The following is a 23996-nucleotide window of genomic DNA, read 5'->3' as shown; positions in this document are numbered from 1 at the left end:
TTTAACAAAATAAACTTCTAAAAGGCCGAAAGCTATACCTATTAACAAATATACTATTATATAATTATTCACTTTCTGAACCCTAGTTATTATTTTTTCTGGAGATATTTATGTCCCAGCCTCAATATAAAAACACAACGTAAAATTGAGGTGTACCTATGAATCATTCAGCTTAATACTTATCGAGTTCCAGCATTTCTCTAAACGTTTCATCGTTATAATCTCTTCTAAAAATGCCGCGTTTTTGCATTTCCGGAATGACTAAGTCGACAAAGTCTTCAAGACTTCCCGGGAGTGTTGGAGGCATCAAGTTAAATCCATCTGCGGCACCTTCATTCATCCATCTTTCTAATTCATCGACAATTTCTTCAGGTGTGCCAATGAGTGTTAAATGTCCACCTCCAGCGTTGAGATAACCGAGTAGCTCTCTGACTGTGGGATTTCTGTCTTCTATAATTTCTAAAACAGTTTGATAACGTCCAACAGGTCCTTTGAATTCTTCGACTGGCGGCAATTTTGGTACTTTTTCGTCGAGTTTCCATGATTTTGTATCTTGCTGAATAAAGAATTCGAGCTGATTAAGTGCAGTATCAATTGGAAGCAGGTTGTCTAATTTTGCTTTCTTTTCTTGCGCTTCTTCTCTTGTTTTACCCACGTAAGTCACTAGTCCTGGAAATACTTTGATATAGTTGTCTGGACGAGGGCTTTCTTTTATGGCTTGATTTAATTTTTCACGATAAATATTTGCTTGTCTTAAATTCCAAGAAACTGAATAGACAGCATCAGCATATTTCGCAGCAAGTGCAACACCTTCTTTTGAAGCCCCGGCTTGCATAGCCACTGGCTTACCCTCTTTTCTTAAAGGTAAAGTTAGCGGGCCTTTAACTTGGAAGTTTTCACCATTGTGATTGAATGGCTGAATATTTTTATTTTTAGTAATTGTGTTATTTTCTTTATCTGGCTTGTAGCTTTCAATTGACCACGATTCAAATAATTTATTCATGACTTCAGCAAATTCATCCGCTTTCTTATAACGAACGGCTCTCTCAGGCAATTCAGGTATACTGTGGTTTTGTGCTTCGCGGTCGGTCATTGATGTCACTAGATTCCATCCCATGCGTCCTTTTGTTATGTGTTGCAGTGTGAGTAACTGTCTTGCTGTGGTAAATGGGTTGTTAAATGTACCTGAAATAGTTGAAACAAGTCCAACGTTATCTGTGACTTTACTCATAGCAGTTAATGCAACAATTGGGTCAAAATAACTCGTTGGCAATTCTGTTGGACTATCTGCGGGGAAGGCTTGTGAATCTGCGAAAAAAATGGCATCAAATTTTCCGCGTTCTGCAATTTTTGCCAGATTTTCATAATATTCAATTGTCGTGAATTCATTGACACTCGAATCATCTTCTAACCATGCTGCCTGATGATGACCCACACCATACATTAAAATCCCTATATTTAACTGTTTAGAATTATTCATAATATATACCGCCTAGTTCATAGTAAGTCCGCCGTCTACCGTGATGTTTTGCCCTGTAATCCCATCTGCTGCCTCAGAACAAAGATAAACAACCATATTAGCAACGTCTTGTGGTGTTGTTACTTTTCTCAATGGTGTGGACTGTGCGATTAAATCAAATACTTCTGGTGTTGTGACTGCACTTGCGTCTGTTGTTTTCAGTAAACCGCCAGAAACAACATTTGCACGGATTCCATACTGTCCAAGTTCTGCTGCAACGTTTCTGGTGAACCCAATTAAAGCAGCTTTTGCAGTGGTGTACTCATGATATGGTACTACAGGATTTTGATATAGATTCGTTCCAATACTAATAATTGCACCGTCTTTACGTTCTAAAAACTGTGGTATTACACTTTGTGATACATTGAATGCAGCTTTTAGTGTCCCGTCTAACTGTTGCTCGTAATCTTTATAAGTTAAATCTTTAAATGCTTTTTGAGTGGTTGGATCAAATTTAAAATTAACGAGTGCATTGTTTACAACAACATCAATCTGCCCGAAATGTTCAGTCCCTTTTTTAACTAACTGTTCAACTGCTTCACGGTCTGTAATGTCCGCTTGAATCGCAATGGCTTGTGCTCCAATTTCGTTTTTTAACTTCTCTGACTCTTCTTTACTGTTGTTGTAGTTAATTATGACATTAAAACCTTTTTCACTTAGTGCTTTTACGATATAGCTGCCAAGTCCTCTTCCGCTTCCCGTTACTAAAACTGTCCTTGTCAAATAAATCACTCCTATAATTTTTTAGAATAAAAAAAATACGCAGCCTTCATAGGAAAGTTACGTATCGAGAGTAAATTATATGCCCGCAAAGACATAGATATACAACTGTATCGATGTAACACTTTCCTACGCCAGTTTTAACTGGATCAGGTTCAAAGGGTCTGAGGTTACCCTCATCTCAGTTTATAAAAACGCCCCTAGTGCGAATCTATTCTATTTAACATCATTGTAGTACTTTACAAAGATACGTCAAGTAAATCACAGATTATGTGAATTGGAACAAATGCAATTCAAATTCAACTCTGTAACTGTACTGCTATCTAGTTCTTATATGATTGAGTGAATGTTAAAAGATAGTTATCAGTATAATTAAAATCTAATTTTATTTGCAATATTTAACTTTTTAGAGTAAATTGAGGTTATTGATTGGAAAATTAAATAGTTAAGACCACTGGAAGTGTCTTTGAAAAAGGCTGAGATTAAAGTGTAGACTTTGGGATTCCGGGAACCTGATACAGTTCATACTGGCGTAGGAAAGTGGCGAAAGTAATATATGTTGATACATACTTGCGCTGTTTTTCTATATAGAAAAACAGCGCTTTTTTTATGTTAAGGGGTGACATAATGCTTATTGCAATTACACATTTTAAGATATTAATTTCCAAGGATATTATTCATTTCAATACGATTTCATCCTGTATCGATTATCTTTTACTTCGTACACCCATGTCCGACAACGAGTTATCATCTTTCCTTTGTCAGCTTATTCATTCAGGTTTTCCCAAAGAAAAAATCATCATTCATACTTCGACTAAATTGCTGGAATCTTTTCGTTTAACTGCTATCCACTTTAGAGAAAACGATCCAACTGCATTAACGTATAAAAAAGAACATCCGGATATTTCAGTCAGCATTTCTGCTCATTCACCTGAATCTGTCAAGAAAGCACAGGACAATCATCTCGACTTTGTATTATACGGCCATATATTTGAATCGAGTTCAAAGAAATCTTTGCCGCCGCGTACACATCAAGAAGTACGTGATGCACTGTCTTATGATATTCCTGTCGTTGCACTTGGAGGTATCAATTCAGCAACTATCAATCAATTACCGGCAGGTTTCGGTGGTATCTCGGCAATTTCTGCACTTATGGATGCATCACCCAATCAAATCACCAGATTAAAAGAAGAATGGCAAATATTAAATTTGATGTAAGCAAATGCCCCATTGCTTAGACATTATAAAGTGGTTAATACATTTCCCAGCTGTCACAGTACTTAAAAACCTCTCACTTGAAAGGATGAAACAATATGCAGTGCATCGTTAACGGAGAACTCCATTATTTTGAAACAGATATTACCATAGCTACCCTGCTGGACCGCCTGGATGTAGATGATAATCGTATTGTAGTGGAACACAATGGAGAATTGATTAAAAAAAGTGTATTTAAACAACAAGCAGTGAAAAATAATGATCGACTTGAATTATTAGAATTTGTAGGAGGCGGATAATATGTTAGAAATTGGGGATTTAAAATTTAACTCAAGACTATTTTTAGGTACTGGAAAGTTCTCAGATGAGAAAATACAGGCCGCAGCAATTGAAGCGTCAGGTACAGAAGTGCTGACTTTCGCTGTCAGACGGATGAACTTATTTGATAAAGACCTGCCCAACCCGCTGGCAAATATTGATTTAAGAAAATACACGACATTTCCGAATACAGCAGGGGCGAAAACAGTGGAAGAAACTGTACGCATCGCAGAAATCGCAAGACATGCGGGTGTCTGTGACATGATTAAAGTTGAGATTATTGGTGATGATAAGACATTACTGCCTGACCCAATTGCGACATACGAAGCGTGTCAAATACTGCTGGACAAAGGTTATACAGTCTGTCCATATATTTCAAACGATGTCGTGCTTGCAAAAAGACTCGAAAGACTCGGTGTTCATGCAATCATGCCGCTCGCTTCTCCTATAGGTACGGGACGCGGTATTAATAATCCATTGAATTTAAGATATATTGTAGAACAATCCAGCATCCCTGTTATTGTAGATGCAGGAATTGGTTCACCCAAAGATGCGTGCTATGCTATGGAGCTGGGTGCAGATGCGGTATTATTAAACACCGCTGTATCGAATGCCAAAGACCCGGTTAAAATGGCAGAAGCGATGAAGCTTTCAATTGATGCAGGGGTACTGGGTTATGATGCAGGACGTATTCCGGTTAGGTATTCTGCACAGGCCTCAAGTCCCGCTGAAGGACTGGAGTTTCTTTAATGGAAAGATACGACAGGCAAATGAAATTTAATGACTTTGGAAAGAATAGTCAAAAAAATCTGATGTCAGCCACACTGATGGTGATGGGCGCCGGTGCACTTGGAACACACGTTTCTGAAATGCTTGTGCGTATGGGTGCAGGTAAACTCATCATCATCGATATGGATATTGTTGAAATGACCAACCTGCATCGTCAGGCTTTATATACTGAAAAAGATGCAGAAGATATGACGCTGAAAGTTAATGCTGCCAAAGAAAAATTGTGTCAGATAAACCGTAATGTTGAGATTGTACCGATCAATACAGAAATAAATTCCAGTAACATCTCCGCAATCTTAAGAAAGTATCAGCCGGATATTGTAATTGACAGTATGGATCATTTTGAAATTCGATTTCTGATTAATGAAGCCTGTCATAAGCTTGATATCCCCTGGGTATATGGTGCCGCTGTAGGCAGTAAGGGAAGTGTGTACGGGATTGATTTTAAAGGACCTTGTTTAAAGTGTTTGATGGAGACTCTGCCATCGACGGGGGAAAGCTGTGCAATCAACGGTGTGCTTCCTCCTGTAATTTCCCTCATTGCCAGTATGGAAGTTTCTGAAGTCATTCGTTATTTATCAGGAAAAGGTTTTTCCAAGCAGCTCATTACTGTAGATACTTTTAAAATCGGCTTTCAAACGATAAATATAGATGAATTAAAGAATGAAGACTGTGTGGTCTGTAAGAATCGGATATATGAACAGTTGAATAAAAATATGCTGCCCACTGTACAATCTAATTGCGGAAGTGTATATACACTCAGGTTCGACGAATCGGTTTTCAATCAGGAGCTGCCCGGTAAAACTATCAGGGCAAGTGCATTTGTTAAGTTATTGACTTATAAAAAATATAAGCTGACCTTATTTAAAGATGGCAGAATGAATGTTCATGGCATCTCTCGAAAAGAAGAAGCCAATGCTTTATATAAAGAAATGATTGAGAAACTGAGTGAATATCCTGTATAAAAATATAGTGTGAACTATCTCAAATAGATATCATTATAAGCCAGTGACGGACATATTTAATATTGTCAAAATAGATATAAAGCCTTTCCGTTTTTATAAAACGGAAAGGCTTTTATTTTTCAGATTATAAGTTTTCAGCATTTAAATATTTTTCCTTTCATTGATAATATCCACTGTTTCAAGCAGGTTAAAAACGCTATTGCAAAGAACGAGCTTGAATATATCTTATTTAGTATAAAGTTGATAAAGCTGGGATTGACAACACATTTTACCACTGTTAATATATCCAATGTACCAATCATCCTACAACTTTTAAAGGAGATCATATGATTCGTAAAACAAACCGAACACAGTTAGTAGAACAGGTTGCTTCTCAAATAGAAGAATTAATTGAAACTGGATACTGGACAGTGGGAGAAAAAATTCCTCCTGAAATGGAGCTGGTTGAGAGATTTGATGTTAGTCGAAATACACTTCGGGAAGCAATCCGTGCCTTAGTGCATGCTGGTTTACTTGAAACCAGACAAGGTAGTGGAACTATAGTGCGTTCTGCCAATTCCCTTGGTGCAGCACTGAGGCGCTATATAAAAAAAACTGCTTTGCTTGAAACGCTTGATGTACGCTTAGCTTTAGAAAAACAAGCGGCTCAGTTGGCTGCTGAGCATAGAAGTGAGTCGGATTTACTTACGCTTGAAGAATGTATTAAGAATTGTCGAAAGGCAGTTAAGAATCATAATCGCGAAAAATTTATTGCTTCAGATATCCGTTTTCATCAGACTGTTGTACAGTCTTCAAAAAATCAGCTGCTAATTGATTTATATGAACCGATGGTAGAGATTATATATACTTTTGTGGAAGATTTGATGGCGATGGATGTGCCTTTCAAGTACGAAGAAGAGCTGCATCTTGAGTTGTTTGAAGCAATTCAGAGCCATGATAAGAATGCAGCTGCAGCATATGTTGACAGTTATATGGAAGTATTAAGAAAAGATGTCGTTGAAATGATGGAGGACTAACAACATGGGAAATGAAAGAACAGCAGGTTCTTTTGATATCAATACAAAAAAAAGTTGGTTGCTAATTATAGGTGTTATATTAGTCAGTACAAATTTAAGAGGACCCTTCACTTCTGTAGGAGCACTTATTCCTTTTATACGGAATGATCTTGATATAAGCAATGCTCTCGCCGGATCCATTACGACATTACCTTTGCTGGCTTTTGCACTGATTTCTCCTTTTGCTCCCAAAATAGCCAATCGTATCGGTATGGAATGGACTATCACCTTATCACTGATTTTGCTTATTATAGGTATTGTAATCCGTTCTTTTGGAGAAATTGTATTTTTATTTACCGGCACATTTTTCATAGGACTTGCCATTGCAATCGGGAATGTATTAATTCCAGGAATTATTAAAATGAACTTTCCACTTAAGATAGGTCTTATGACCGGTATGTACGCTATATTTATGAATTTATTCGGAGCCCTCGGCTCAGGTATCAGCGTTCCTCTTGCCTCCATCGGAAATTTTGGGTGGCAGGGTGCACTTGGCGTCTGGAGTATCCTGGCAGTCATTTCTTTACTGATTTGGCTGCCGCAGCTTACCAGTCAGCGTAATCAGCAAGCAAGTGTGGATACAGAGAAGAAAAGCAGTTTATGGCGCTCTCCGCTCGCATGGAAGATAACAATATTTATGGGTATTCAATCATTGATTTTCTATACTTTGATAACATGGCTCCCTGATATTTTGTATGCGAATGGTCTTAATTCCAGCACAGCGGGATGGATGCTATTCCTAATGCAATTTTCAATTATTCCTTTCACTTTTATTATTCCTGTGATAGCAGAGAAAATGAAAAGTCAAGTCGTTTTAAGTGTGACAACTGGTTTTTTATTCATCATCGGTCTTACAGGATTATTGCAGGGTAACCTCACGTTGACTCCTATATACGTAATACTACTTGGAATTGCCGGAGGCAGTGCTTTTAGTCTGTCTATGATGTTTTTTACGCTCAGAACAAGAAATGGCAAAGAAGCAGCAGAGTTATCGGGAATGGCTCAGTCCTTCGGTTATCTTTTAGCAGCAGTAGGTCCTGTATTAGTCGGGGCACTGCAGGATTTGACAAACGGATGGACGATTCCCCTGTCCCTGCTCATTCTCATATCTGTTATTTTTCTAATTGTAGGAATGTCATCAGGAAAAGAAAGGCAGGTTACGGGTTGAAAAGAATAATGGGATAAAAGTAGCAATACACCGCTTTTAATTGAAGTAAATCACTTCTATTAAAAGCGGTATATTTTTACTTGTCCTTGTTTGGTTCCCGGACAGTTTGATAAGTAAACAGCGTTTTAGTTTTTGACATTCTTATATTGAATTTTCTCTATCATAAGACGCTTCTGTCCTTTTGAATAACTAAAAAAAGTTCTACATATATATATTCTTTTACGAGAATTACGAGATGTTTGCCATGTTATAATGGTGTGAAAATTGAAGTGAAGTTAAATGAAATATGGTATATCACACCTGCAGAAAATAAGAAAAGTGACGTTGTGAGAATCAGCGCACAATTAGGTATGAAAAAAACTCTGTATTTTTTTCTGATTCCTGAGTATTTTAGTATAAAGTTATGAAACTTTTTATATGTTAGAATAATGAGGAAATATTTATACTATTAAGGCGATTTTTAAATGAATAAAAAAGTAGCGGTAATTACAGGCGCAAGTAGCGGCCTCGGTGCTTCAGTGACGCAACGATTATCAGAATTGGGATATCATGTATGCTTACTTAGCAGAAATGAAAAGAAAATCAAGGCAGTTGCTGATTCTTTATATAATGAAGACTATTCAATCCATGAAGATAGCAAAGTACTTAAAAAAATTTGCAAAAGCATGAAGACTTAAGATATCAACAAGCCAATATTTAATTTATCAGCATATATGTAATTTAATAAAAAGACCACTAAAAAATAGTGGTCTTTCATTAATTAGTGCCGATAAAAGGAATCGAACTCTCACGTCGATTAAGCCACTAAAGCCTGATTCTAGCGAGTCTGTCAGTTCCGGCATACCCATTTAATATTAATTAACAATAATATTAAATCCCTCTTTATATCAATAATTTTTTCACTTTTGTTAAATCAGAATACACTAACGTATAATTATAACTGATGGTGTTATCTTTTCATAAAAGTAATATATAAAAGAATTAACTCCTTGTTGAATACTGTATCAAAAAACGGAGATAATCTAAATTAGCCCCGTCTTTTCTAAGTGCTTATTTTTCGAATACTGCATCAACAACTTTTTCTGACGATCTTCCGTCATCCCAGCTGCAGAATCTTTCATAAAATTCGTTATACCGCTCTTTGTATTTCTTAGTAACTTCATCGATATTTTCAATCGCATTCATTATGTCATCATTGTTCATGAGCAATGGGCCTGGCAGTTCTGTCTCCATGTCGATGTAAAAACCGCGCAGCTGTCCCTGATACTTTTTAATGTCGTAAGTAAAGAACAGTATCGGACGTTTCAGGTTGGCATAATCAAAGAATACTGATGAATAGTCAGTAATGAGAATATCAGACATCAAGTACAGTTCACTGATATCACTGTATTTTGAAACATCGTATGCAAAATCTTCTAAGCCTGTTAAGTCAATATTGGAGGCAACAAGGTAATGCATTCTGAGCAGGACGATATACTCATCTCCAGATTGTTCTTTCAGCCTGTGAAGATCGAGTTTCAGATTGAATTTATACTTCCCAACTTTGAAATATTCATCATCGCGCCATGTAGGTGCGTATAGAATGACTTTCTTATTAGTTGGTATATGGTTTATTCTTTTCAGTCTGCTGATGGTTTCTTCATCATTCTGGTTTGTTAAGATATCATTTCTTGGGTACCCGGTTGGAAGCATTGTGTTATTGAACCAAAATGCTCTTCTGAAGATTTCAGCAGAATACTGGTTAGGTGCAATCAGATAGTCCCATTTATTAGTTTCATGGTTAAAGTTTTTCTTATACCTTTCAGCATTTGTACCTGGCATATGGACATTGTCCATGTCGCCTGCAAGTCTTTTAAGAGGTGTACCATGCCAAGTCTGGAGATATGACTGTTCGTTCCTTTTGATGTATTTGTTTGGCATTCTTACATTGCTGACGATATATTTTGCTCTTGCAAGATAATAATAATATTTGAGTGAGAATCGTTTAACAGTTTCAGGGTTCCCTGGTATCTTGGACGGTTCGTTCATAATCCATACGAATTTATAGTTACTTTTGTTCTTAAGCATGTATTCATAGATATATTTAGGACTGTCAGAATAAGCTTTACCCTGGAAACTCTCAAAAAGAACAAGATTATCTTTGATATCTAAATTATTAAATACACGTTTATAAAATAACTCTTTTCGGCTTTTTCTGGAAGTAATGCCATTTTTAATGTCTCTCAGAAAATGGTTGAAATTACTTAGTTTCCGAAAGTTGTTTATCTTGTTTGATTTTATTGCTTTGACATCATTTTTTAGGATAAAATCTTTGTTATTCAGTCGATCCGGGTCAATTTTATTTATACTTTCCACAAGGCCGGCAAAATAATAACCGATGGTAGTATCATCTTTAAATTCGGTCACCAAACGTTTTCTATAGAAGTTAAGGAGTTTGTCATCCAAATATTTTTGCCCTTCCTCACTCAAATCATCTGTTCTCAGCTGGTTATAGACACCAAAGAGATCAGGTGCAAGCTGTTTTAGGGAAGACTGTCTGAGGGATGGGTTATTAATTGGATCGTTTCCTCTTCTTCTGAAATAAATCGCTTCGTAAGAATAAGGTATTACTTCAACTTCTTCCATCAGTGGAATCATGAATGTAAGATCCGAATAAGTTTTGAATTGTTCGGAAAACCTTAGATTCATGCTGTCTATGAATTTTTTTGAAATCAGGTAGTTGATTGATGACTCTGTTCTGAGTAAGTCATGCCTGTTGTCTGAATACATCTTTATTTTATTTGTACCGGGCAGTATGATGGCAAAGCTGGTGCTGAAATCCGTCGATTTCATTCTTCCCCGGATTATCGGAAATTCTCCGATATTATCATGCAGCAACTGCAGTATGTTTTCGGATACATAATCGTCGCTGTCGAGGAAGTATACATAATCGCCTTTTGCTTCTTCAAGGCCGATATTGCGTGCAGCACCTACATAAATATCTGCGGGTGTATTAATAAATCTGTATCTGTCATCATCAAGGTATTCATCATTAACCACTCTTTTCAATGCGTCTATATCCGAGTGGAGTACGAGTACCTCAAAATTTGTGTATTTCTGGTTTTTTAATGATTCTAAAGCAATATTTATATATTTTTCATTTTTTTCTGCTGGAGTGATTACAGAAATTAGGTTATTCATGATTATTGTTCCTTTCTAATCCTTAAAGCAGTTTATCTGTGAGAGAAAACCATAGCTTCTGATAGATTTCTTTGCTAAATTTCGTTTGTATTGTTTTATCTGCTTTATTGCCCATATCTCTTGTTTTTTTAGGGTTTTTCAGCATTTGTATGATTCTTTCTGATAGTGCTTCTATGTCATTTTTTTCTATGAGGAAACCATTTACACCATCTTCGATCATGTCAGATGGACCATACCTTATATTATAACTGACGACTGGTGTTTTATTTGCCATGCTTTCCATGACCGCAAGGGAGAAACCTTCAGCGTTAGAAGTTAGAACGGATAAAGCGCCACTTTGGTATATTTTTCCCGGATTCTGAGTATACCCCTTAATCAGCACGTTATCATCGAGGCCCAATGATTCTATCATGCCTGCATATTCTTTTTCTTTATCCCCGGATCCCCAGATTTCTAATTTAGCTTCAGGTACTTCCGCGATGACTTTTTTGAATGCCTTAATGGTATGGTCTATGTTTTTGATTCCTGAAAATCTTGATACGATGACAACTTTAGACATGTCTCTTTCACTGCTGTCTTGTTTCATAGTGGTTAAAATAGATTTTAGCCCTGTAATTTTAGGAACATTCGCATCATAATAGTTCGGAATCACATAAACTTTGTCCTCATGTCCATAACGGCTGACTATATCATGTTTCTGTTTTTCTGTTAGAACGATAAGTGCATCGACACTTTGTATATTTTCTATTGCAAAGCCATTTCGTTTATTTAGTTCGGAATCAGGATTATCTGGATTTATAAGGTGATTGCTGTGTATACGCAGTGCTTTTGTTGTGTATGAATGTTTCAGTTTAACAAGCAGTTCGTCAGTGCTGCGTGTATCAGAAATGGCCATTATTTTTGACTTCGATTCGTTTAATACACTTTTCAGCCAGTAGAGTTTATGGGGCACAGTGTTGCCAGTTGTTTCACTGATGACTTCATTATTTGAACCGAAATGGATGATCCTGCTAGTCTTCCCAGTGGAAGGCTCACGCCAGAAACTGAAGATGGCCTTTTCTCTTTTGTCGAAGAAGACTTGCTGCCTGAACTTGTTGTCTTCATAGCTGAAATACTGTACTCTGCTCACTTGACCGTAATAGTTATAATTCTCTCGTTTCACCCTGTAGCGATTTTCATTGAAGTAGTCTATAAAATCGAGAGTGTCATCATCCCGAAGAGCGATATATTTTTCATATATCCCATTATTATAAAGTCTATAAGCATTGTAGTTTTTTCTTTGGATTATGGCATAGCTTTTTTCATAATCGGAAAGGTTTACTTTCAATTTACGGATATTAACCTTATCTTTATCAGTGTATAATGCCAGTTCCTCAAACATATTACGTATAACAACTTTTTCGCTGATCTTGCCCATTTCTTTGAGCTTTTTACAGATTATCGGGAAGCGTGGTTCATAGTGGAATGTCAGTATCTGGGTATCATAGCCGGCATCAGCAAAAGTACTGGCCTGCCGCAGAGATGCGTGCGTAAGCCCGCCTTTATTTACATCTATGGAATTAAGTAGAATAATAATCCTGGGTTTCATAAAATCATCCTTATCTGATTCTCATTCATTAGAGTACTATTATATTACTTTGAATCTATAACAAAAGAAAAGCCTTGCGTACATATATTTACTGAAATACAAGCTTAACGAATTGTGCAACCTTAAATTATTATTTTAACATGTATAGACTGTATACTCTTAAATTTGCCATTTACATTAAAAGATAATACTAATTATGGGTATGAAGACCCTAATTTTGATTGACACAGTGTTCAAGATTCTAGGCTGCTGGATTAGAGCATTAATTTATCCGGCAGAAAAAACAGCGTGTCGTGCTGACCATATTATTATAAGAGTAATATGTCGTTATTATTCTGTATGAAGTGACAAGTAATATTGATAAGAAATTTCAAAAGACTAACCTGAGTAAGATATTGGAAAAAATGAGTGATAAAATAGTATTTATAATATTTAATGACTTAATTGTAAAAAATACTGCAATGAAGAAATGCGGATTAAGACAAATAATATATAAAATAAGATGCTCCTCCTAAAGTAAATTACTTAAGGAGGAGCTTTGTCTTGAAATACATTGAAATCCCTGGTTATATTTTTGAATCTTCTTCTGCAATCAGTTTCGCAACATTTTGTCCGCTTAGGGTCACCATCGGCATACCTCCGCCTGGATTAACTGTACCTCCGACGAAATACAAATTGCTGATAAAATCCGATTTCTTCGGATGCTTAAAGGCTTGATTTAATTTTTTGTCGGATAACGTACCATAAATAGCACCGCTGTCTGATAAGTACATCGATTCGATATCGTGGGGTGTCAGAATGTACTCTGTAACGATGTGCTTTCTTAAATCTTTCAGACCCATGTCTTCAAGTTTTAAGAGGACCAGCTCTCTGAATGCCATATAATCCTCTTTAGTATATTCAATATTATTCAGTGCTGGAATATGAGGAAGAATTTTCAGGTTCTCATGGCCTGCCGGAGCCTGGGAGGGATCAGTTTTATTTGGATTGACAAGATAAATTGTCGGATCTTCCGGCAGTCTTTTTTTATCAAAGACCAGATGGTAATTTTTTTCAGAATCCGCTGAAAAGAAAAAGTTGTGATGTTTGAGCTCCGGATATGTTTTATTTACACCTAAGTGAATAACAAGTCCAGAACTGGCAGGCGGAAATTTCTTTTTCATCTTTTTAATATTTTTGGGAAGAGTGTCCAGCACCTTCTGATAGAAAGGGATGACTTCCATATTAGAAACGTAAATATCCGCTTCTATCGTCGAGCCATCGTCCAGAATAAGACGGTTCACAGCCCCCTTACTGGTAACGGCGGTTTTCACTTCAGTATCAGTCATAAACACTACACCGATATCCCGGGCTAATTTTTCAATGGCTTCTGCCAATTTGTGCAGACCGCCTTTTACATACCAAACTCCCTGTTTTTTCTGCATATAAGCCATCATGTTTAAAATAGCAGGAGCATTTTTAGCGCTTGAACCGACATATTTAACAAAATATCCGAGCATATCTCTCAAGTGCGGGTGGCTGATTCTTTTATCGATGGCCTGCTGCATTGTTGCGCTGATGTTAAATGAACTGAGTGCAGTTAATGGGCCATGAAATCTAATAATATCCGCCAAGTTATCGAGACCCTGATTAAAGTACCCCGCTTCAGTAATCTTATCGAGTTTTTCTGCATAATGATAAAAGTTTTCAAGTTCTTTTAAATCTTTTTGAGTGAGCTTGGGATTTTCCTGTTGCATCACGTTCAAATCCCTATACAAATCTATGATTGCACCATCTGTAAAAAAGGTTCGCCACTGCAGAGGCAGCTCAGTAATATTAATATAATCATTAATTGACAAACCGCTCTTTTTAAACAAACGGCCAAACACTTCAGGCATTGTGAGAAGTGACGGTCCTAAATCAAAACCGAAGCCGTCCTGTTCAAGTCTGTTCAGTTTACCGCCGAGGTGTTTATTTTTTTCAATGACTGTAACATCATAACCATATTGTTTTAACGTAATAGCTGCTGATAATCCGCCAAGACCTCCGCCGATAACCAGGACTGATTTTTTATCCAAAAGAATTACCTACTCTCATTGACTTCAACATCTTCTCAGCTTCCATCTTTATTTTAGTTTTTTTGACCAGAGAGACAACCTGTCTTTTGTTCAGACAATCATATTGATTTCGGCGAACTTCATCCAAAAGCTCTCTGTATATAAGTACAGAAAGCATTAATCCAAGCTGTGCTTCGGGTTTATAGTGAACTATTTCATCCATGAAAGCATCATACTTTTTCTCGGCTTCTAAAGCGACTTTCTCCCATAAATTGATGAAGTCAGGTGTTATCTTACCGGAGGATAAATCTCGTGCTGTAATCTGATATTCCGCCGTCCATTCTTTAGGCAGATAAATTCTATCGAGTGTCTTAAAATCTTCTCCCACATCACGTAAAATATTCGTGTACTGCATGGCAACTCCAAGGCTTTGAGCACCATGTTCTCTTATTTCAGTATTTCTGCTGCATATAATAGGCAGAAGCAGCAGTCCAACAGAACCGGCAACATGAGTACTATAATGCTCTAAATCATAAATAGTTTCAGGCTGTATGAAATTAATATCCATCTGCTGACCGTCCAGCTGTTTATACATCAAATCAAGGCTGATATTATAATTATTTTTAACGTCTTCCAGAGCCCGCCAGAGAGGGGTGTCTGGAGTACTACCCTCAGCAAAACAATCTAGTTCATCTCGAATTCTATCGATATTATTTATTTTTTCATTAAGCTCTGTTGCATTATCTACAGCATCATCTGCCATCCGGCAAAATGCATAAATAGCGTAGACTGCATTACGATCCGGTGTATTTAGATTGGAAAAAGCATAATAAAAACTTTTGGAATGTTTTTTAATCACGCTTTCGCAATATTTATAATCTAATTTTAATTGGTTCACTTTGTCACCCCTTTGACTGTTCGTCATTGATTAAATCATTGACTCCGATTTTGGCTGACAGTAATACTATAGGTACACCTGCGCCGGGATGTGTGCTGCTGCCTGTAAAATATAAATTTTTACAATTAGGAGAAGTACTTTGCGGACGTAAGTGATTGCTTTGAGTCAACGTTGGTCTGAGACCGAAAGTAGCACCATTATATGCATTAAATACATTGTCAAAGTCTTTTGGTGTCATTTGTTTTTCAGTAATAATTTCTGACTCAAAATTTTCCATACCGGGCAGTTTTGAAATTTTATCAATTGCTTTTCCACGATAGAATTGCGATGTTTCTTCTGTCCATTTTGATTTTAGTGTAGATAAATCAGACACTGGTATTAAAACATAAACGCCATCTTTTCCCTCAGGAGCAAGTGATGAATCGATTTTTGAAGGGATATACATATAGATTGACGGATCATCAATAGTGTCACCGGTAAATATTTGGTCGATATTTGTATCTAAATCATTGGAGAATACAAAATTATGAATATCAATGACTTCATCATATTTTTTATCCATACCAAAGTACATTACAAAGCATGAGCAGGAATAATCCATTTCATCGATATATTTATCAGTATATTTACCTTTATATTTCTCTTCTTTAACCAGATGTTTCATAGCATACGGGAAGTCGGCATTACACATTACAAAATCTGAATAATGAATTTGCTGATCAACTTCAATACCTTTGGCAGTGCCTTTTTCAATAACAATACGTTCAACTTCGCTGTTCAGTCTCAATGTGCCGCCCATTTCTTCAAAAAGCGTTGCCATTCCTTTTGCCATGCTGTACATACCGCCTTTTATAAACCATATGCCGTACACATATTCAATCATCGGTATAATTGTATACAGCGAAGGGCCTTTAAATGGCGAAATACCTATGTAGAGTGTCTGGAATGCAATCATCTGTCTCATACGATCATCTTTTATGTATTTACGTAATAAATTATCGGCTGAGTTTAAAGTTTTTAACTTCAATCCCTGACTGATAATAAAAGGATTGTAGAATTCTTTTTTTGAACGGAATGATCGCTGCAGAAAATGATCTTTAGCAACATTGAATCTGGAATATAAGTCGCTCAGATACTTTAGAAAACCTTCGCTGTCAGTATCATTAAACGAATCAAGCATCTTCACAGTTTCAACTAAATCATTTGTGGCACGATATCGTGTACTGCCGTCATCAAAGTAACTGCTGTACATAGGATCAATACGTTCTAATGGAATATAGTCATCGGGGTTTTTTCCAGCAAGTTCAAAAATTTCACGGTATAGTTCCGGCATCATGACAATTGTCGGGCCAAGATCAAACTTATATCCGTCAAATTCCAGCTGGCTCATTTTTCCGCCGACTTTATGATGGCGTTCAACTATCGTGACTTCGTAACCTGCATTAAGTAAACGAATTCCGCTTGCGAGTCCAGCGACACCGGCACCAATAACTGTAACTGTTTTATTCATCATCATTCCCCATTCTTTGTGTTTTCCAATTTTCCAATTCGCTGGATAAAACTCTTGGTGTGCTGTTTAAATCTTTCAAAGTTCGGGAGTTAGTGAGTAATGTAATTTTTTTCATTTGATATATAAAATCATTAATAAACTGAACTGTATTATCTACGCCGTCGTTCATAACACGCTCCAGTACAATTTTGGATAAACCTACAGCCCGTGCGCCAAGAGCTAAACATTTAACAGCGTCGAGCGGAGTTGTAACACCTCCGCTCGCTAAAATATGAGCATTTTTTTGAAAATGTTCTGATTCTATCAATGAAATAACCGTGGATTGTCCCCATGTCTGCATATAATCCATTTCCTGGTTTTTACGCCGGAGGTTTTCTATTTCAGCAAAATTCGTACCCCCGCGGCCGCTGATGTCAATATAGATGACCCCAAGTTCCAGCAGCGAACTGATTGTCTCCCGGCTCATTCCGAAACCGACCTCTTTAACGATGACAGGAATATCCACTGTATTAATAATTTGCTGAATATTTTGCTTCCAATTTTTAAACTGCCGATCGCCTTCCGGCATAATCAATTCTTGAGCTGCATTAATATGAATCTGAAGTGCATTTGCATCAATTAATTCGATTATTTCGTGCACATGCTCTACAGGTACATCTGCACCAACATTTGCCATTAGAAAACCATTCGGATTCATTTTTCTTGCAATGGAGAAACTTGATTCCACCGAAGGATCTTTGATAGCAGCATGCATGGAGCCAAGTGACATTGGAAGACCGGTAGCTTTTGCAACCAGCGCGAGTTTTTCGTTAATATCTTTTGTCCATTCGCTGCCGCCTGTCATCGCATTAATATACAGAGGTACTGCCCAATTAATAACTCCAAAAGAGGAAGATAAATCAATATCTTCAAGGTTAAAATCCGGCAGTGAATGATGAACTAAATGCACACGATTAAAATCAGTTTCGTTTTTCTCCGTCTGATTCAGTACATATCTGACATGTTCGTCTTTTCTTATACTTCTTTCGTTAGTCTTTGTCATGAACAGATCTCCTTAAAGTTAGAATGATGCAAGACAGGATGCTATTTATAATATACTTTTTTTAAAGTATCAAAATAAATACGTGAATCTTCAAAACATTGCTCGAGATTATCATAATTAAAACTGTTATTTATAGTCTGCTGTTTGATGTCATGTTCATATCCCTGAATGGTCCAGGTAATTAGCTGCATAGCATGATCAACATTAATATCGTCTCTGAATAAGCTGAAATTAATGTCTTCTGCTAATCTGAGCTTAAATTTAGAATCAATCTCTTTGAGTTCTTTTGACACCTCTTCCGGGAATAACCCTTTATAGTATTGGGTAATGAAAAAATTAAGCGCTTCAGGATGTTTATTTTGGAATTGCTGCTTAAAGCTGTTCACGCGTATTAAACGTTCAATGAAGCCTTCATATGTCTGAGTATAAGTATCAGCGAAATCTTTAAATACATTGAAAGTATAAAGCTGGCAGGCAGTGTATAGATCAGATTTACTTCCAAAGTAATAATACAGTGAACCTTTTGAAATTTTTGCTTTATCTGCGATGCGATTAGTGGAGGCATCTTTAAAGCCGTATTCAAAAAACTCTTCAATTGCTGACGTTAAAATAACTTTTTGTTTATCGGGCTTCAATCGTTTAAAGGAAGATTTCATGTTCAAATTCCTCCATTTGAAAATATTATTATATTATTTGACCAAATTGGTCAAATAATAGGATTTAAAAAAGCAGTGTTTTTGAAATTACGGAAACTGCTGCTTTACATATTGTATTAATCATTATCATCTTTAACTGCAATTTGCTGGCCTTTCCATATAACCTGTTTTTTGATGTTGATGTTATACCAGGATAAACCGTAAATGATGAAAAAGAACACGATGTATAAAGGAAATATAAAAATATCAATCACGTTAAGCCGGATTACTTTATCGGCCAGAAAATAAAATACAATACCGTAAAGTATATATGCTGCAAGTGCAAATATGACTGATATATTGGGAACTATCAAAGAGATCAATAAAAACGAAAAAGCAGTGATACCGCACCCGAGAAATAAAATAATCATCGCCATATGAATTGGGTGGGTATTGGTTGAACCCCGGGCAATATGTTTTGACCATCCCGCACTAAGTTCTTTCAAACCATTCGGATACATCCGCATGCCGATACTGTCTCCTGCGAGAAAAAGTTTTACAGGAAGTGAATTTTTCTGATAAGCAGTGAAAATTCCTTCACCTTCAATGATTTTTGCTTTAGATGCCTTGTGTCCGCCGGTCACTTTATAGTCGCGTTGATTAGTCATCAGCACAGGTCCGAATACTGTTGATAGAGTATTTAATGATTTAAACGCTGAGAACACGTTTATTCCCATGACTGTAGTAAGGTTAAAGACTGTTGACAGTTTTTCATACAATCTTTTAGTTCTGTGCCGGGGCTGGATTGACAGGACTCCAGAGTTATTTTGTTTAGCATATAGAGAAATCATCTGTTCGAGAGCGCGATTATCCGTAAATACTATATCTGCATCTATAAAGATAATTAATTCATGAGATGCATACTCCACACCTTTATAGCAGACGAAACTTTTCCCCTTCCAAGGATTTTCTCTCAATTTGACTTCAAGTACATCATAATTTTTAAGCACTGCTGAAGTATCATCATCAGAAGCATCATTAACTACAATAATTTCGCATTGGGCAGTCTGTTGTAAAATACTGGTTATGAGAGAGGTGAGATTCCCTGCTTCATTTTTGGCGGGGATGATGATGCTTATAGGGGCGTTTTTTACGGTATTTATATTTGTTTGTGTCACAAATTTCGGATTGAAGAAGACGAGTCTGCCGCCGGTGATTCCTATAAGTATAAAAATAAATACTAAAATTTGAATCATTTCATCAACCTCAGTTCAATTCATATTTTTTAAGCTGACGTGTATACAATCTTTCAAATCTCGGACGGTTATATCTTTGAATTATTATAAAAGGAATATTACTTACAAGTGCATAGAGTCCATGAATTAAATAAGTCCATTTAGGATTAAATATAAAAATAATCGGCAGAGAGAAAATAATCATCCAGTGAGTAATTTCAGCACGGTTAATTTCTGTAATGAAGGATTTTAATGCAGCCGGACTTTTATCCTGAAGTTCCGACTTATTATAGCTTCCGGCAAAGATCTGACTGCCTTCGGGAACTTTTCTTTTCCATTTTCTGACGTGAAATAGTTTACTCCAAAAGACACCGTTATTTTCAAAAGAATATGATTTTAATCTGAAGAAACCATTGAAATAAATCCGGTTATTGAGGCGTAAAAATATATAAGAAATAATATAATGGATGAATCCCCATAAAGCAGCATTGAGAAGAAGCAGTTTTAAAAGTTTTCTTAAATTAAGCAAAATGAAACAGCCCCTCGTGGATTAAGAGAATTTTATTTATTTTAATAATAGCAATATAAAAAAAATATAGTAGCATTAACAATTATTACACAGTATTATTTAAACAAAAACTAATGCCTAAATTTAAATGTAAATATAACATAGAATTAACTTAATTTTTAGAAAAGAGGATGAACTATGAAATCATTCATTCAATTTATGTTTAATCTTGTCACTCCGCTTATATTAGGTAAAACAATTGGTAAATTATCTACAAAATCGGCGCCAAAACAATATAAAAAACTCAAACAGCCGCCCTTTGCTCCACCACGTAAAATTTTTGCTCCTATGTGGACCTTTCTTTATTTGACAATGGGACTTGCACATGCACTTGTTAAAAAAAGAGGTAATAGTGAGGCAAGTAAATTGTTTAAGGTTCATCTTTTAATTAACTACACCTGGTCGTTCTTATTTTTTCGTTTAAGAAAGCGTCAATTAGCTTTAATAAACAGTATTATGATCTGGAGCACGATGTACGCTTTGTTATTGAAATTTTTTAAAGTAAATAAATGGTATGGTATTATTCTGCTTCCATACACTCTATGGACAACATTTGCAGCTTACTTGACATTAGGAAGCTGGTACTTAAACAGAAAAGATGTGAAAGTTAAAAATTAAACTAGTTTATAAACTTCAAAAAAGAGCTTATCCCCTGACGTTGATTTTTTAACGATTGAATAAGCTCAATTAGAAATATTTTAATATATAGGAATTTAATATAGTACTAAGCAATTAGAAATTTTTTTCGAATCTTTATCATCAGGGCAAATTTAAAACTTAATTAACAAGATTTTTAAACTCTTTAACTTATCTTTTATTTATAATTCATTAAGGATTAATAGAGTTAAAACTCACTAGACAAATCTACGCTAATATTAAAAGATAAACTTCTGTTTATGATATTCTGATCAGCACCTTCTTTAGTTCCTCTTTTTTGGTGAGAAGCTTTATACTCTCCAGAACTTTGCCAATTATTATAAGCGGCTGCATCTGTCCAAATTGTAACAATCACATAATGCACATGTAGGTCCTCAGGTCTTAAAAATAATAAGCTTTGAAATCCTTCTGTATTCCTTAAATGATGATCTCTATTTAAAAAAACACGCTCAAAATCCTCTTCGTAACCAGGGTTAACATATAAGTAGTTTAGGACTGCATGGCCACTTTCAGGTGTTGTCCCGATTTCTTCCAGAATTGTATATTGTTGCGTTTCACCAAATTTATTTATAGTTACTTCATTGTTAATTTGATTTATGGAAATACGATGTACTTTATTTCTTAACATATTAAACCCTCCATTTTCAATTTATTTCTAATTTTAAATACTTGCTTCTCTTCAAGCGACCGATTGTAAACCAATTAAAATATATAAGAATTATTTTTGATGCACTTTAACCTAATTTAACGACTAGTGAAATCTATAGAGATGATTACAAGTGACTCATATTCATCTCATACGGATGGATAAATATTTAATAGAACCTTGTTCTTTAATAAATATTTCTCAGAATTATTAAGAACTGCCTTTTAGTCTGGCAGTAATACTCATTAACCATTATTACGCATTATGAGTTTAGCGGTAAAAGGAAATATGAGCACAGTCAGAGCTCCTCCGGTTACCATAGTAGCAGCTGTTCCCTGGTCAATAATCTCCGAAGACACGGCGATCTGGGTCACCGCGACGATGATAGGCAGCCCAGTAGCAGAATATAGTCCTAACGCAACTTGTTCTCTCGATGATTTAATACCGGAATATGTATTGCTCCAACGTTCTCTAAGGAATACGACTAAACCGCGAACAGTTGCAATTAATGTGATGAAACCCAGCAAAAGTTGCCAGTTTCTCAACACCTGAGAGAGACTGATTTCCATTCCGCTGGTGACGAAGAAAATTGGAATCAGAAAGCTGAATCCTAAAACTTCGACTTTATGGGCAACTTCCTCTCCCTGTTCTGGAGAAAAAGTTTTAAAGACCACGTTGAGGAGGAGTCCAGCAGAAAAAGCTCCTAGCGCGATATCAAGTTCAAATATTGTTGTGAGCAGCATCAGGGTAACCAATGCAAAGACAGTCATTCTAAGCGTTGTCTGCATTGTAGTATTAGATACTGACACTACGGCTTTGCCTAGCAGCGGTACTCTTCGAATGAATCGTATTGGAATACCGACTATCAGAACAGCTATAATGGCGAAAAAAATCAGAATCAATGAAGCTTGCCAAGTTGCAAACGTGGAAAGCAGCAGTGACATTGCCACAATCGGCAGCAGCTCTCCGTACGCACCATGTGTCATTGTAGCCTTGCCGAGCGGGGTATTTATCTCCCCTGAGTCTTTCAGGATGGGTAACAATGTTCCGAGTGCTGTTGAAGTAGACGCGATAGCAAGTACTATAGCCACACGGAACTCAAAATTTGTAAGTAGAAGACCGGCACCAGCGCCTAATATGATACAAATCACCCATGTGAGAGCAGCATGTTTACCTTGGCGCGCTCGCATATCAGAGGTGCTGACTTCAAAACCTGCCAGCAAAAACAAAAAACCCATCCCCAATTCACGAAGAAATTGTACAGCTTCAGTCTGTTCAGCCAACCCAAACATGTTAGGGCCAATGATGACTCCGAATGCAAGTAGCCACACTACATCTGGCACGTATCTGTGCGATATAAGGGCAAATATGGGTGCAAGTGCTGCTACCAGTACTATCCACCATACTGATGTAAGATTGTCGACTAATAGATTGTGAACAAGCATATTCAAAACTCATTTCATTCAGTATTATGTACTTAGCATGTCTGAACTGTTATATAATTAATCAGTCTATCCAATAATATAATCATTTCATTGCAAGTACATCTGTATTGTACTTATGCAAATGATTACTGTATATACTAATTTCATTATTAACTTCAGATTCTCACTTTTTCAGCAGCTGCAGTCGTTCCGTTTATCATTGCGATGGTTATATGTCTGCTGATTATCACATTTATCCCGCAGTTATCCATGTGGCTGCCTGGATTCAGTCAGTAGATTAATTAATGATGTATACAAAAAAGGATATCAAGCCGAATAGTTTTGACATCCTTTTTACTAGTATTAATAATATTCAGGACGGATACTTGCATCTGGAAATCCTGTGAATAAATTTCGACAAATGACAATGGAACCCCTCCCGGTAATTTACTGAATGATATAATCAAGTCAAAGTAAACTAGGAGATATTTTTATGAAAGAGAGAGACAAATCTAAACTGACTGTCATCATACTTTTCATTCTGATGCTGATCAGTATAGCCTTACTCATTATATTTATTATTATGGCCGCAAATAATCTTGAAGAGAATCAGGGAGCGACTTCAGAAATACAGCCGGTGATTGAAGAGCAGATAAGTTTAAATGATGACTCTGTTTTAGAAAATTTATCAACAGAATTTTATACAGCTAAGAAACCCAGCCATTCTTCTTATTGATATGCTCCCCCTAAAGTAGACACTTAAAAAAGTAAACTACTTTAGGGGGAGTTTTCTCTTGAAATCAAACATAAGGTATTCAACGAATGAAC

22 protein-coding genes and 2 riboswitches are annotated in these 23996 nt (G+C 36.3%); of the genes, 9 read left to right on the top strand and 13 right to left on the bottom strand.

Annotated elements, in window-relative coordinates; genetic code table 11:
• Positions 1-172: 172 nt before the first annotated feature.
• Positions 173-1480 carry an NtaA/DmoA family FMN-dependent monooxygenase gene (locus DFR63_RS08535; protein WP_115885535.1) on the bottom strand — a complete coding sequence of 436 codons (1308 nt, stop codon included), beginning with the start codon at positions 1478-1480 and terminating at the stop codon, positions 173-175.
• Between the two features lie 12 nt (positions 1481-1492).
• A complete protein-coding gene (locus DFR63_RS08530; protein ID WP_115885534.1) occupies positions 1493-2242 on the bottom strand; it encodes a 3-oxoacyl-ACP reductase in 750 nt (249 codons plus the stop codon).
• A 106-nt stretch (positions 2243-2348) separates the two neighbouring features.
• A riboswitch (TPP riboswitch) is annotated at positions 2349-2451 on the bottom strand.
• Positions 2452-2685: 234 nt separating this feature from the next.
• Positions 2686-2795, top strand: a riboswitch (TPP riboswitch).
• A gap of 71 nt (positions 2796-2866) precedes the next feature.
• On the opposite strand from DFR63_RS08530, the gene DFR63_RS08525 reads away from it, so the two are divergent.
• The 7 genes from DFR63_RS08525 to DFR63_RS08495 all read left to right on the top strand — a co-directional run bounded on the left by DFR63_RS08525 (position 2867) and on the right by DFR63_RS08495 (position 8426).
• Positions 2867-3457: a thiamine phosphate synthase gene (locus DFR63_RS08525; RefSeq protein ID WP_115885533.1), complete on the top strand. Its 591-nt coding sequence runs from the start codon at positions 2867-2869 to the stop codon at positions 3455-3457.
• A gap of 95 nt (positions 3458-3552) precedes the next feature.
• Positions 3553-3753, top strand: a complete 201-nt coding sequence (thiS, locus tag DFR63_RS08520) for a sulfur carrier protein ThiS (protein WP_115885532.1) — start codon at positions 3553-3555, stop codon at positions 3751-3753.
• A gap of 1 nt (position 3754) precedes the next feature.
• The gene (locus tag DFR63_RS08515; RefSeq protein WP_115885531.1) at positions 3755-4522 is read left to right on the top strand and encodes a thiazole synthase; all 768 of its coding nucleotides are present in this window, start codon (positions 3755-3757) and stop codon (positions 4520-4522) included.
• Complete coding sequence (locus tag DFR63_RS08510) at positions 4522-5526, top strand: HesA/MoeB/ThiF family protein (RefSeq protein WP_115885530.1); 1005 nt, start codon at positions 4522-4524, stop codon at positions 5524-5526. The genes DFR63_RS08515 and DFR63_RS08510 overlap by 1 nt, the downstream gene beginning before the upstream one ends.
• Positions 5527-5852: 326 nt before the next feature.
• Entirely contained in the window at positions 5853-6542 is a 690-nt protein-coding gene (locus DFR63_RS08505) for a FadR/GntR family transcriptional regulator (RefSeq protein ID WP_115885529.1), read from the top strand.
• Between the two features lie 4 nt (positions 6543-6546).
• Positions 6547-7749: a CynX/NimT family MFS transporter gene (locus tag DFR63_RS08500; protein ID WP_115885528.1), complete on the top strand. Its 1203-nt coding sequence runs from the start codon at positions 6547-6549 to the stop codon at positions 7747-7749.
• Between the two features lie 464 nt (positions 7750-8213).
• Positions 8214-8426 carry an SDR family NAD(P)-dependent oxidoreductase gene (locus tag DFR63_RS08495; RefSeq protein ID WP_115885527.1) on the top strand — a complete coding sequence of 71 codons (213 nt, stop codon included), beginning with the start codon at positions 8214-8216 and terminating at the stop codon, positions 8424-8426.
• Between the two features lie 373 nt (positions 8427-8799).
• Here the strand turns inward: DFR63_RS08495 and DFR63_RS08490 are convergent, their stop codons facing one another.
• From DFR63_RS08490 to DFR63_RS08450, 9 genes are all read right to left on the bottom strand, one after another.
• On the bottom strand, positions 8800-10929 hold the full coding sequence (locus tag DFR63_RS08490; RefSeq protein ID WP_162842327.1) for a bifunctional glycosyltransferase/CDP-glycerol:glycerophosphate glycerophosphotransferase: 2130 nt from the start codon (positions 10927-10929) through the stop codon (positions 8800-8802).
• 22 nt (positions 10930-10951) lie between these two features.
• Complete coding sequence (locus DFR63_RS08485) at positions 10952-12517, bottom strand: glycosyltransferase (RefSeq protein ID WP_115885525.1); 1566 nt, start codon at positions 12515-12517, stop codon at positions 10952-10954.
• 566 nt (positions 12518-13083) lie between these two features.
• The gene (locus DFR63_RS08480) at positions 13084-14574 is read right to left on the bottom strand and encodes a phytoene desaturase family protein (RefSeq protein WP_342767907.1); all 1491 of its coding nucleotides are present in this window, start codon (positions 14572-14574) and stop codon (positions 13084-13086) included.
• The gene (locus DFR63_RS08475; protein ID WP_162842326.1) at positions 14567-15451 is read right to left on the bottom strand and encodes a phytoene/squalene synthase family protein; all 885 of its coding nucleotides are present in this window, start codon (positions 15449-15451) and stop codon (positions 14567-14569) included. The genes DFR63_RS08480 and DFR63_RS08475 overlap by 8 nt, the downstream gene beginning before the upstream one ends.
• 4 nt (positions 15452-15455) lie before the next feature.
• The gene (locus DFR63_RS08470; protein ID WP_115885522.1) at positions 15456-16961 is read right to left on the bottom strand and encodes a phytoene desaturase family protein; all 1506 of its coding nucleotides are present in this window, start codon (positions 16959-16961) and stop codon (positions 15456-15458) included.
• A complete protein-coding gene (gene fni, locus DFR63_RS08465; RefSeq protein ID WP_115885521.1) occupies positions 16954-18003 on the bottom strand; it encodes a type 2 isopentenyl-diphosphate Delta-isomerase in 1050 nt (349 codons plus the stop codon). Before fni ends, DFR63_RS08470 begins: the two co-directional genes overlap by 8 nt.
• A 41-nt stretch (positions 18004-18044) precedes the next feature.
• Entirely contained in the window at positions 18045-18659 is a 615-nt protein-coding gene (locus DFR63_RS08460; RefSeq protein WP_115885520.1) for a TetR/AcrR family transcriptional regulator, read from the bottom strand.
• Positions 18660-18775: 116 nt separating this feature from the next.
• Positions 18776-19894 (bottom strand): glycosyltransferase family 2 protein, encoded by a 1119-nt coding sequence (locus tag DFR63_RS08455; protein WP_115885519.1) that lies wholly within the window; start codon positions 19892-19894, stop codon positions 18776-18778.
• A 10-nt stretch (positions 19895-19904) separates the two neighbouring features.
• A complete protein-coding gene (locus DFR63_RS08450) occupies positions 19905-20402 on the bottom strand; it encodes a glycosyl-4,4'-diaponeurosporenoate acyltransferase CrtO family protein (protein WP_115885518.1) in 498 nt (165 codons plus the stop codon).
• A 177-nt stretch (positions 20403-20579) separates the two neighbouring features.
• Here DFR63_RS08450 and DFR63_RS08445 point away from each other — a divergent pair, with 177 nt between their 5' ends.
• Positions 20580-21059: a TspO/MBR family protein gene (locus DFR63_RS08445; RefSeq protein ID WP_115885517.1), complete on the top strand. Its 480-nt coding sequence runs from the start codon at positions 20580-20582 to the stop codon at positions 21057-21059.
• Positions 21060-21285: 226 nt separating this feature from the next.
• On the opposite strand, the gene DFR63_RS08440 is transcribed toward DFR63_RS08445, so the two are convergent.
• A complete protein-coding gene (locus DFR63_RS08440) occupies positions 21286-21726 on the bottom strand; it encodes an antibiotic biosynthesis monooxygenase family protein (RefSeq protein ID WP_115885516.1) in 441 nt (146 codons plus the stop codon).
• Positions 21727-21989: 263 nt separating this feature from the next.
• Positions 21990-23189 (bottom strand): cation:proton antiporter, encoded by a 1200-nt coding sequence (locus DFR63_RS08435; RefSeq protein WP_115885515.1) that lies wholly within the window; start codon positions 23187-23189, stop codon positions 21990-21992.
• A 472-nt stretch (positions 23190-23661) separates the two neighbouring features.
• On the opposite strand from DFR63_RS08435, the gene DFR63_RS08430 reads away from it, so the two are divergent.
• On the top strand, positions 23662-23904 hold the full coding sequence (locus tag DFR63_RS08430) for a hypothetical protein (protein WP_115885514.1): 243 nt from the start codon (positions 23662-23664) through the stop codon (positions 23902-23904).
• Positions 23905-23996: the final 92 nt, after the last annotated feature.

It is taken from the genome of Jeotgalicoccus halotolerans (genome assembly GCF_003387165.1).
GTDB lineage: Bacteria > Bacillota > Bacilli > Staphylococcales > Salinicoccaceae > Jeotgalicoccus > Jeotgalicoccus halotolerans.
Note: the sequence above shows the minus strand (reverse complement) of the source record. Positions and strands in the feature narration are given on the sequence as shown.

Coding starts and splice junctions, on each gene's coding strand:
- DFR63_RS08535 (WP_115885535.1), bottom strand. CDS start 1,480: ATGAATAATTCTAAACAGTTAAATATAGGGATTTTAATGTATGGTGTG.
- DFR63_RS08525 (WP_115885533.1), top strand. CDS start 2,867: ATGCTTATTGCAATTACACATTTTAAGATATTAATTTCCAAGGATATT.
- thiS (WP_115885532.1), top strand. CDS start 3,553: ATGCAGTGCATCGTTAACGGAGAACTCCATTATTTTGAAACAGATATT.
- DFR63_RS08515 (WP_115885531.1), top strand. CDS start 3,755: ATGTTAGAAATTGGGGATTTAAAATTTAACTCAAGACTATTTTTAGGT.
- DFR63_RS08510 (WP_115885530.1), top strand. CDS start 4,522: ATGGAAAGATACGACAGGCAAATGAAATTTAATGACTTTGGAAAGAAT.
- DFR63_RS08505 (WP_115885529.1), top strand. CDS start 5,853: ATGATTCGTAAAACAAACCGAACACAGTTAGTAGAACAGGTTGCTTCT.
- DFR63_RS08500 (WP_115885528.1), top strand. CDS start 6,547: ATGGGAAATGAAAGAACAGCAGGTTCTTTTGATATCAATACAAAAAAA.
- DFR63_RS08495 (WP_115885527.1), top strand. CDS start 8,214: ATGAATAAAAAAGTAGCGGTAATTACAGGCGCAAGTAGCGGCCTCGGT.
- DFR63_RS08490 (WP_162842327.1), bottom strand. CDS start 10,929: ATGAATAACCTAATTTCTGTAATCACTCCAGCAGAAAAAAATGAAAAA.
- DFR63_RS08485 (WP_115885525.1), bottom strand. CDS start 12,517: ATGAAACCCAGGATTATTATTCTACTTAATTCCATAGATGTAAATAAA.
- DFR63_RS08470 (WP_115885522.1), bottom strand. CDS start 16,961: ATGAATAAAACAGTTACAGTTATTGGTGCCGGTGTCGCTGGACTCGCA.
- fni (WP_115885521.1), bottom strand. CDS start 18,003: ATGACAAAGACTAACGAAAGAAGTATAAGAAAAGACGAACATGTCAGA.
- DFR63_RS08460 (WP_115885520.1), bottom strand. CDS start 18,659: ATGAAATCTTCCTTTAAACGATTGAAGCCCGATAAACAAAAAGTTATT.
- DFR63_RS08455 (WP_115885519.1), bottom strand. CDS start 19,894: ATGATTCAAATTTTAGTATTTATTTTTATACTTATAGGAATCACCGGC.
- DFR63_RS08445 (WP_115885517.1), top strand. CDS start 20,580: ATGAAATCATTCATTCAATTTATGTTTAATCTTGTCACTCCGCTTATA.
- DFR63_RS08440 (WP_115885516.1), bottom strand. CDS start 21,726: ATGTTAAGAAATAAAGTACATCGTATTTCCATAAATCAAATTAACAAT.
- DFR63_RS08435 (WP_115885515.1), bottom strand. CDS start 23,189: ATGCTTGTTCACAATCTATTAGTCGACAATCTTACATCAGTATGGTGG.
- DFR63_RS08430 (WP_115885514.1), top strand. CDS start 23,662: ATGAAAGAGAGAGACAAATCTAAACTGACTGTCATCATACTTTTCATT.